Raw genomic sequence first — 9633 nt, 5'->3', positions numbered from 1 at the left:
CGGACTACACTACCGGAGCTTTTATTGTATCTTATTTTCCCCTTATCGAAGGGGGTTCTTCAATAAGGGGTTTTCCTATATATAGTTAGCGGCTGCCGATACCTTTCAAAATGTTAGTAGCTGTTGAATTAGAAAATCTCACAAGCCTTTTTAAAAAGGCTTGACAGAAAACCTTTTGAGAAAAGATTTGATCGAAGAGCTCTAACAACGCAGTAGTCACAACCTTTTTAACAAAGACTTGACAGAAAACTGTCTTTGAGAATACCATTAGCTGTTGAGTTTGAGAATTCTTTTTTCACATTCCTTCTTCAGCTTCTTCCTTATTTTTGACATCGACTTTTATTTCACCGGTCTCTTCCGAGCTTTCATCTTCTTGCATGAGGTTACCAATCCATTCACTGAGTCTTCCGCAGTATTCGGGTTGACAGTCACCTGTGCAGCCTGTACAGGCCGAAAACAATTCTCCTGCAAGTAGGAGGTCGTATTTTTCCTTAACTTCTTCCTTTGCTTTCAGTAGATATGTTCTTGCCCCGTTTGAGACTCCAACTTCTCGTACAATAAGATCTTTATCCAGAAGTTTTTTTATGATTCTGGAGCATTTTCTGCTGTCGATATTCAACTTTTTCCAGATGACGTTCTGGAAAACGCCTTCTTTATGGCTTTTTATTATATTATAAGCTTCTTCTTCAAGATCCATGATTCCACACTAGTAGAGTTCCTTATGAAGTTTTACTCTTCTACAGGAGTGATCAGTATAATGTTATTACCGCGAAGTACTACTGAACCAAGAGAACGAACTTTTTCTCCTTTTACGATCTCCATGGTGTCCACGAGATGAAGGTTCATATAGTCGTCCACGCTCTTAAGAGTGCCTTCAAGCAGATTAAGATCGCCTTTCATTTCTACCTGGATTTTTGATCCAACAATTTTCTGAACTTTTTTATTTGGGAACAAATTTAAACCCTCGCTGATTTATTCTGAATTCTCCCCGTACTTGCTTCTGTTTATTAAGTCCCAAGCCAGTGCGGAGCAAGTCGCATCAGAACCGCATCCATACCTGCGGTTTACTTGCTGCCTGTATCAGTCCTTCATGCCAGCGACTGATAATTTCTTCATATCGTCACTCCACCGGCTTTTAAGAAAACTGAGAACTACATACCCTTTACAGAGATATATAACCATCGATCTCCAGGAGCTCTCAAATGACTCCTGGATCAACTAGCTCCTTCCATAAGTTGCAGTTCAAATTTTCCGATTTACCAGCAACCGTTGGGCTGCAACCGTTGGGTCACAACCGTTGCGCCGGTTGATCACACCGATAGGGTTTGGTGATAAGAGCCTCAAATCCAAACGTTATAGGGTTTTTCGCTCAAGCCTTTTTTGAAAAGGCTTGTGATCACGTCGATAGGGTTTGGTGATAAGAGCCTAAATCCAAACGTTGTAGGGTTTTTCACTCAAACCTTTTTTGAAAAGGCTTGTGATTACTCTGATAGAGTTTGGAGATAAAGCTCTTCAAACTCAAACATAATGGGTCAGATGTAACCCTGGAGATCCGTACTGTCGTCAACAAGCTTTGCAGACGACTCTTTTCTTGGTCTCGGGATCGCTTTTGCAATGGGCCCAAAAACGGATTCGTATTCATTTATATGCTGGGTCAGCCAGCGGGACAGCTCAAGTGCAGCTACCGGAGAAAGTATCACTTCGGTTTCTACACGTCTCTGGATGACCCTTGATTCCGAGGCATCCCCTAACAGTTTTGGAGTGTCATTATAAAAACCAATCCTGAAATCATAGGGGCTGTGCCCACCTGCAGCTCCGATAGCATATATCTGCCTGAAGTTCTCAGGCTTCACAAACTCGATTGTAATGCTTTTCTTAATCTTTTTAGAAGCTGAGCTTTCAATATTTTCCCTGGATTCAACATCCTCGGTCATGAAATTACCTCTATTTTTACTCTTAGAATATCTGATCAGATTTTGATCCATTACACTAGTAGCCGGCCCTTAAAAACCGGTCAATCCTCTCATATAAACAAAGCATTCCCACATAAGCAGGAACATTTCAACTCATTATACACTGTTATTACAATGTTATCTGCAAAAACGTTTTTGATCTTTTAACCCTGAACTTTCTTTTTAAGCTTTTTTGCTTCTTCTACAACTTTCTTTTTAGAGTGCACTTTTGCTATAAGTTCCACGGCGTCAAGGTTTCTGACCGCGTTGTCCAGGTACCCGAAAACATCACCCTGATAGGCTGAGATCCCGTACTTATTTTCAAGTTTCTTTACTATCTGTGCAGGCTCAAGTGCTTCTGTACGCAACTTGATTATTTTTTCCGAAAACTTCTGTTCTGCGCAACCGCAGTAAGGTGAGTCTTTGCATTTACAGGTTAAAAAGTCCGAAGCAAAGTTTAACAGGAGTTCCTGGATTTTTGCATCAAGCTGGGAAAGGGACTCCCCATCAAAGACTATATCAAGGGTAGCTCCCTGAAAAATCCTTGAAGGCATATTCACGTGCAGGGAGCTTCCTATCTGGTTTGCATACTTGAAATACGCTGCATCAAAAAACTCCAGGTTCGTTACGATCTTCAGGGGTTCATTCTCTCCAAGCACTGCATCTCGAATCAGAAAAGCTTTCGATATAGGAAGGAAATGTGCTGCAATAATTTTTCCAAAACGCGTAAGCATTATTCGGTTTCCTTTTCTTTCCACAAAACGATAACTCTGAAGACGCAGAATCAACTTGTCCAAGTTGTAGCTTCCAAACATCTGGTTGTGGATCATTCTGAGATCCTGCACCGAGGAGGTGACTGCAACCGATGCAAGTACTTCCTCGAGCTGTTCGGCTTCTCCATATTTTACGCCTGCTGAGAGCATTTCTCCCTGGAGTAGTTTAATTGCAACCTCTTCTTCGGTATCGGATTGAGAACCTGAATATGATTTTCCAGGCACAGGCATCAGCACAACAACTCCCCTATCATGGTAGTCAGGCCTCCCTGCCCTTCCGCTCATCTGCAAAAAATCCTGAACTGAAATCCAGTCTATTCCCATTGCCAGGGACTCAAAGATCACCTGAGAAGCCGGAAAATCCACCCCAGCCGCAAGAGCAGCCGTAGTCACAATTACAGGAAGCTCTCCTTTTGCAAAGCGAGTTTCAACTTTCTTTCTTTCGTACTGAGAAAGCCCGGCATGATAGGGTGCTGCCCGAATCGAAAGGGCTCCTGCAAGTTTGTGACAGTTGCGGCGGGAGTTTGTAAAGACAATTGTCTGTCCCCTGTGCTTTTTGGAAGATAACATTGAATATTCTTCTTTCGCAAGCTGGGAAATCAACTTTGCCTTTTCGTTTTCCTGACAGAAAAGAAGATGTCTGTCAATAGGAACAGGCCTGTGCTCATAACGGACAAGCTGAGCCCCGAGTTTCTTTGCATAGCCTTCGGGATTTGCAACGGTTGCAGATAGATAGATGAATTGAGCTTCGGGTGCGACGTACCTCAGCCTTCCAATAAGCCCGTCCAGTCTGTGGCCCCTCTCCTGGTCTTCGAGAGTATGGACTTCGTCCACTACCACAGTTCCGATTTTGCCCAGAAAATCGGCATTTCCCGACCGAAGCATATGGTCTATACCCTCGTAAGTCCCCACAATAATATCCGCACCAGGGCTAGTCTGCATCTTCACGCGCTGAGAAGTTTTTATTAGAATTGCCCCTATCTTTATGGATGTAGTAAACCCGAGTTTTGAATAGCGTTCTTTGAACTGTTCATATTTCTGGTTTGCAAGTGCAACCAGGGGGACGAGGTAGAGCATTTTTCCTTTTTTGTTAAAGAGGTTCTGGATTCCTGCCATCTCCCCTATTAGGGTCTTTCCGGTTGCTGTTGCCGAGACTACAAACTGGTTTTTTCCTTCCAGAAGCCCGGATTCTATTGATAATGCCTGTACAGGCAACAGGGTCTCGGATTTTTCGAGCAGCATTTCCTTAAATTTCTTTTGAAGAGGCAGGCTTTTTACCCTAACTGTGACACTGACAGGTTTTGTCCTTATAGTATCATAGCGTGTGAACTCAGGGTCCAGCCTTTCAGGGGTCAACATCCGGATAGTCCTGTCAAGGTCTCGGGTTTTTGAAAGCACCTGCTCCAGGAAATCTATGGATTTTTCCCCATACTGCGCACCCGCAGAACGGACTGCACGCAATAGTTCTTCTTTTGCACAGTCCAGGCAGATGAGTTCGTTATTATACTTGATGGATTTACTGTTTACAAAGTTGAAACGTTTTTTAATCCAGCAGTGTTTACAGATTTTTACTTTATCCGCATTAAGTTGAAAACCTTTGAGCATTTCCAGAAAAGCAGCCTCATTTGCAGGATTTCCTCCTTCTGCAAGCATTATTCGGTTTGCACTGCGCAGGAGCTCTATAAACTGCGGTGGAGGAATGAATTCTTCTTTTTTCTTGCCGGTGAAGAGCCTGATTTTAAGAGGGCGCGGCCCTTTGTAACTATCTTTTATAAGGAGCTCGGCCATATAAAGAGGCTGTTTTATCCGGTCCTTTATAGCCATAACTCTAATCTTCGATTTTTCAGCGTAACCTAGGACCCAGAGCATGATTTTTTATCCTGATATATGAGTGGTATAGTAAGCTTCCCTTCAAAACCTGTAAATTTCCCTTCAAAGTTTAAATTTTAAATTTTGAAAAGCCAACATTCAACTGTCTTCTTAACTTCTAGCAGCATAATTTGCGTTTACAGGTAAAAGTCTATTCAAGTCTGTTACATTCTATTAAAGTCTATTATTTGAACTTTGAGTGATATTTATACTTAGATATGCACTTAGAGCATTTTTCAGTGCGCAAAATTTCTTTTGCTCTTCGTGAGCACACTGTCATATCTTCCAAATTTATCTTTTATCTCATTTGCAACCTCATCTTATGGGTACTATTATATAAATATTTTATTACTTATTTATTATATAAATGTAATTATTTGGAATTAACTGAATGTTAATACTACTGAATACGTTATTTAGGAGATTATTTTAAGAGATTACTTAGCAAAAAATTACTGGAAAAACGATGTCAAGAAAGCAGTTAATGGAAGTATTTAGAATTTGCTTGATACTATGTTTAGATTTCAAAGTATATCACAAGCTGTATTTTTGAATAACTCTATCAATTGACTAATTTATCGCTAAAAAAGGATTGTTATTATTTTCTCGCTAAAAAATAACCTACTAATAATTTTTATACTGAGATGTATTTATTAATAATTTTTTCGCTAAAAAATGACTTATTAACTAATCTACAGCTAAAAACGTACTATTTTGAAAGCGATTATCTTGTCACATAAAAGTATCAGATAAGAGTGCTTAAAAAGTTTGACTTTGCAGATAATATAGAAAAGTTAATATCTATAAAAAATAATAGAATTTATCAAGGTAGAAATAGAAATTTTATAATTTTATCTTATTGAAATCCTCTTAGAGTCTTTTGAAAGGCCAATAACGGCATATTAAGTTAGAATTTCTATGATATTGAGTATACAGTTCAGTTCTGAATATACCAGTTATAAAACTCAGTGATCACAACAATTTTCGAATAAGTTCTAAGTTAAACAGATTTAGAAGGGATCATTAATGAAAAATTTTAAAAATTTTATGACAATATTTATCCTTACTCTTTTTTCTCTTGCGTTAATTAGCCCTGCAGCTTTGGCGGCAAATATTGTAATTGACAAAGAAGCTGGATCAGCTGAACCAGGTTTTTTTCATACACCTAATTACGCAAACGACGCAACTTGTATTCAAGCGGCACTGGATTACTCAAAAAGTGGGGATACAATAACTATCCGCAAAGGGGACTATTATATCACAAAAGGAGTATATCAAAAAAATAAAAATCTGAATATAATAGGTGAAGGAAAAGTAACTCTTCACATTCAAACTTCTAATACAGAATATAACGATATTTATTTCGGGGGGTCGCAGATCACAAGCGGATCCCTGAGCGCTAATGCTAAGGAGGGCTCGTCTCAGGTGGTTTTAACTGACGCTTCTAAGGTTCGCAAGAACGACTTGATTAAAATCTGGAAAATGTTCTGTGGTGTCCTTTAAATTATCCTGACAATTATCCTGATCAAATGACAGGAGAAATTTATGCTGTTAAAAGTGTGAATGGAAATGTTGTTACTTTAAATCAACCACTTCTTAGAGACTACAAATTATCCGAGACTATAAAGTTCGAAGTGTATAGACCTGTTCAAATGCATATAAAGAATATACGGCTGGAGGATACAGGTGCGTCGATGTCTCATCATGGACTGGTTATGCAATATTGCAAGGATAGCTCTGTCACTAATTCCTGGTTCAATGAATGTGGTTTCGGTGCTATTTGTTTGTACTCCTGCTTTAATGTGATTGTTAATAATAATGAGATTTACAATTCAGTTCGCCCCAATTCTGGATACGGTATAAATGTAGCCAGCGGTACGGCTTTTGTCAATATCGATCATAATCACATAGAGAATTGCAGACATGCTATAACAGGCAATTCAGCTGAACTCAAGTCTTTAAGTCGAAATGTTTCTATTGCCGATAATACACTAATAGGAGCAAATATCACCGGCTCTAATGTTGTTGATGCTCATGCTGATACCATTAATTTTGTTGTAACTAGAAACAAAATATACCCGCAAATAACGTCTGAAACTCTATACTATTGTACATTCTTAGAATACAGGTCACCACAAGAACTTCCATTCTATTTTGCATTTTCAGACGGTACACAACAGTCTACTTTCTCTAACAATGAAGTTTTTGGCGGATATGGAGGTATATTCTCACGCGGCGCTGTAGGTAACGGAGTACATGTTTACGAAAATAACACGTTTAATGATATGTTGGGTAATATGTATGAAGGAGGAAATGGAACCGATGAGACGCTTATTATCAGGAATAATACTCAAAACAGTGGGACGCGTGGAGTTATTTTCCCATTCAATGGAGGTTTCAAGAATATAGCAATAAGTAAGAATACTTTTAGCAATCTATCTCATCAGGGAGTATATCAGAAGTTTCTAATAAACGGGATAAACCTGGATATTTCTGAAAACACTTTTGAAAATCTGGGACGGGAAGGAATATATATCGATGGGAATTCCTTGAAAAATGGTGCTGTGAAAATACAAAATAATATCTTAACAGATGTGAATACCTCAAATTCCTCTTCCGGAATCACCGTCAAAAATGTTAAAAATCCCGACATTAGTGGAAACAAAATATTCAAAAATACGATAGTTCCTGTTGCTGCTTTTTTTGGCTCTCCAAATTCAGGAAAAGCCCATTGAAGATACAGTTTTATGACACCAGCACTGGCTCCCCAACTTCCTGGAAGTGGGACTTCGGAGACGGATCAAAGTCATACCACCAGAATCCGACTCACAAGTATTCAAAGGCAGGGGTATATATGGTTAGCTTAACAGTAAAGAATGCTAAAGGCAGTAATACTAAAACCATTTCTGGATATATTAAAGTTCAGTAAATAATGAATGCCTAAAATTAAAAGCAGTAAAAAAGTAAAGGATAAAGGACAGTGAGAGTCATCGAGCAAGTCTTACTAAAAAAGCAAAAGTATTCTTTTCGGATTGTATCAAAACCATTTTGAGTTTTATAATTGAGTAATTTCTGTCTCGATATTTCTCTCATTACTACAAGAATCGTATTCTCTTTAAATTCAATGGAGAATTTTCCAACTCGAAATATATGAAACAATTTTATCACACGGTTATAAAGTTAAATGCATCGGAGGTTGTTTCTCAGACTTAGATAAATTCTTAAATTTTCAGCAAATACATGAAGTTTACTTTTACCCACACAATTTGGAGAGGATATCAAGAATCAAGAATCTATTAATTTTCACTAATCAACATGGTTTATCTGCTATTCTCACTATATAGTTCTCCTTTCATTCTAGCTCTGATTTCTTCCTACAGTAAACCTATTCAGAATCTCTTTCAGGCTTTTACCCGTTCTCTTCATGAAATCTGCTATTTTCTTTATATTGTGCACAGTAACCATCATAACAAATTCAATTTTTGCCTTTTTTCCCTCTCAAAAGAAATTCCCTGAATCCTCTGTCCTGCTTCAAATGACTACAAATATAAAAATGGAGTATTTTTATGAAAAAGTAGAGTTAATAAAACTCAAAATGAAAAAATGAATTTAGAGTCAAATCGAAAAAAGCCGTACACTGCTAAAAACTTGATATTTTACCTCAATTTTCCCAGGGCGGGAAAAATTTCAGCTTTCATTCAATCAAAGCCGATTAGTTCCAGCCGCGCCTCAGCGCGGGACACGGACGACCTTGATACGCTTTTTTGTTGCCTCGGAATAACATCAAGTGATTAACAGAGGAGCATCGAAAAAAGTAAAATCTGGAAAATTATCTGGAAAATCTGAAAATTTATCTCTTTTTATCTTTTTACTCCAGCTTCTCCTCCGGCATATAACAACCGAAATAGGTATTTTGCTCGACCTTTTTCAGGATATTGTTAATGTTTTCGATTGAAGCTTCCATCTTTTCCATTCTCTTCTCGATCTCCTGTAGTCTGGCAAGAATTTCCTGGTCTGTGGTCATAATTTCAACTCCGTATACATTTCCATATATATTTTTATATATATTTATAAAATTTAGCTCAATTGAAGCTTTTGATGTATATTCCAGTATATCCTGCAATCATTTTATAGCCAACGTAAAACTTACTGCTGGCTAATTTAAGTAAAATCAAGTTCTATTTTTCAGGGAAACGGAAAAACAAAGGGGGGCGAAAGATATCATGCTGAAAATCGCAGTAACCGGCAGTCCGGGTATTGGAAAATCAACAGTTGTGGCAAAAGCTGCTGAAAAACTTGCCAACCAGCCGGGCTTCAAAATAGGCGGCATCCAGACTGCCGAAATCCGGAAAGAAGGGAGAAGGGAAGGTTTTTCGATTATGGACCTTGCTACTGGAAAAACCGGTGTCCTGGGAAGCATCAGAGGAAGTGGGCCGAGAGTTGGAAAATATCACGTCAATCTGGAAGACCTTGAAAAAATTGGGGCAAATGCTCTCAGGAGTGCTCTAGAATGTGACCTGATAGTTATCGATGAGGTTGGGCCGATGGAGCTCAAATCCGAAGCTTTCGTTTCGGCAGTTGAAGTAGTTCTGGAATCTGATAAACCGGTTCTTGCAGTGCTGCATCGGTCAAGCAGTCACCATCTGGTTCAGAGGATGAGAAAAGAATTCGAGGTTTTGATGGTTAATGAGGAGAACCGGGATGAATTGCCTGAAATAATTTTTGCCAGGCTGAGATATAAAAATTAGTATTTTCCGTTCAATGCTTTATGCCAGGTTACCGACTAATTACCCCAGAAACATCGAAAAAATGAAAAAGTGGATTTTATTTCGGGTTAATCTGCCCATATCTCAAGATTTAAGATTTATCCATGCGTCTTCGGTTAAGGAATCAGTTAACCATAACATGACTACTACAATTATCTACACATCTTGATTTACTTTACAAGTTTACAGAAAAACATGATAATAGTAACATGTTTCTAACAGATAGTATCTTAACCTATGACGAATGCTTATAGATTAGCTAACTTATGGATT

Annotated in this window: 6 protein-coding genes and 2 pseudogenes; 2 read left to right on the top strand and 6 right to left on the bottom strand. The window is 38.5% G+C overall.

The genetic code is table 11. The features are described from left to right. Positions 1-295: 295 nt before the first annotated feature. The 4 genes from A9239_RS04690 to A9239_RS04675 form a co-directional block, all read right to left on the bottom strand. Positions 296-697 carry an AsnC family transcriptional regulator gene (locus A9239_RS04690; RefSeq protein WP_048118005.1) on the bottom strand — a complete coding sequence of 134 codons (402 nt, stop codon included), beginning with the start codon at positions 695-697 and terminating at the stop codon, positions 296-298. Positions 698-729: 32 nt separating this feature from the next. After that, positions 730-954, bottom strand: coding sequence for an LSM domain-containing protein (locus A9239_RS04685; protein WP_048118002.1), 225 nt, complete (start codon positions 952-954; stop codon positions 730-732). Between the two features lie 578 nt (positions 955-1532). Continuing rightward, positions 1533-1934, bottom strand: a complete 402-nt coding sequence (locus A9239_RS04680; protein ID WP_048118000.1) for a DUF3467 domain-containing protein — start codon at positions 1932-1934, stop codon at positions 1533-1535. Positions 1935-2116: 182 nt separating this feature from the next. After that, a complete protein-coding gene (locus tag A9239_RS04675; protein ID WP_048155328.1) occupies positions 2117-4597 on the bottom strand; it encodes a DUF5814 domain-containing protein in 2481 nt (826 codons plus the stop codon). A 1044-nt stretch (positions 4598-5641) separates the two neighbouring features. Here A9239_RS04675 and A9239_RS20845 point away from each other — a divergent pair. After that, positions 5642-7523, top strand: a pseudogene (locus tag A9239_RS20845) (PKD domain-containing protein). 428 nt (positions 7524-7951) lie between these two features. Here A9239_RS20845 and A9239_RS18795 read toward each other — a convergent pair. Next, positions 7952-8129 (bottom strand): annotated as a pseudogene (locus A9239_RS18795) (transposase); the annotation flags it as partial. A gap of 333 nt (positions 8130-8462) precedes the next feature. Further along, positions 8463-8618 carry a hypothetical protein gene (locus A9239_RS19325; protein WP_155396462.1) on the bottom strand — a complete coding sequence of 52 codons (156 nt, stop codon included), beginning with the start codon at positions 8616-8618 and terminating at the stop codon, positions 8463-8465. 199 nt (positions 8619-8817) lie between these two features. On the opposite strand from A9239_RS19325, the gene A9239_RS04645 reads away from it, so the two are divergent. Continuing rightward, positions 8818-9342, top strand: coding sequence for an NTPase (locus tag A9239_RS04645; RefSeq protein ID WP_048155335.1), 525 nt, complete (start codon positions 8818-8820; stop codon positions 9340-9342). Positions 9343-9633 lie beyond the last annotated feature (291 nt).

The organism is Methanosarcina sp. A14 (assembly GCF_001729375.1).
In the GTDB taxonomy this organism is placed as follows: domain Archaea; phylum Halobacteriota; class Methanosarcinia; order Methanosarcinales; family Methanosarcinaceae; genus Methanosarcina; species Methanosarcina barkeri.
This window is presented reverse-complemented; position numbering and strand designations above follow the sequence as displayed.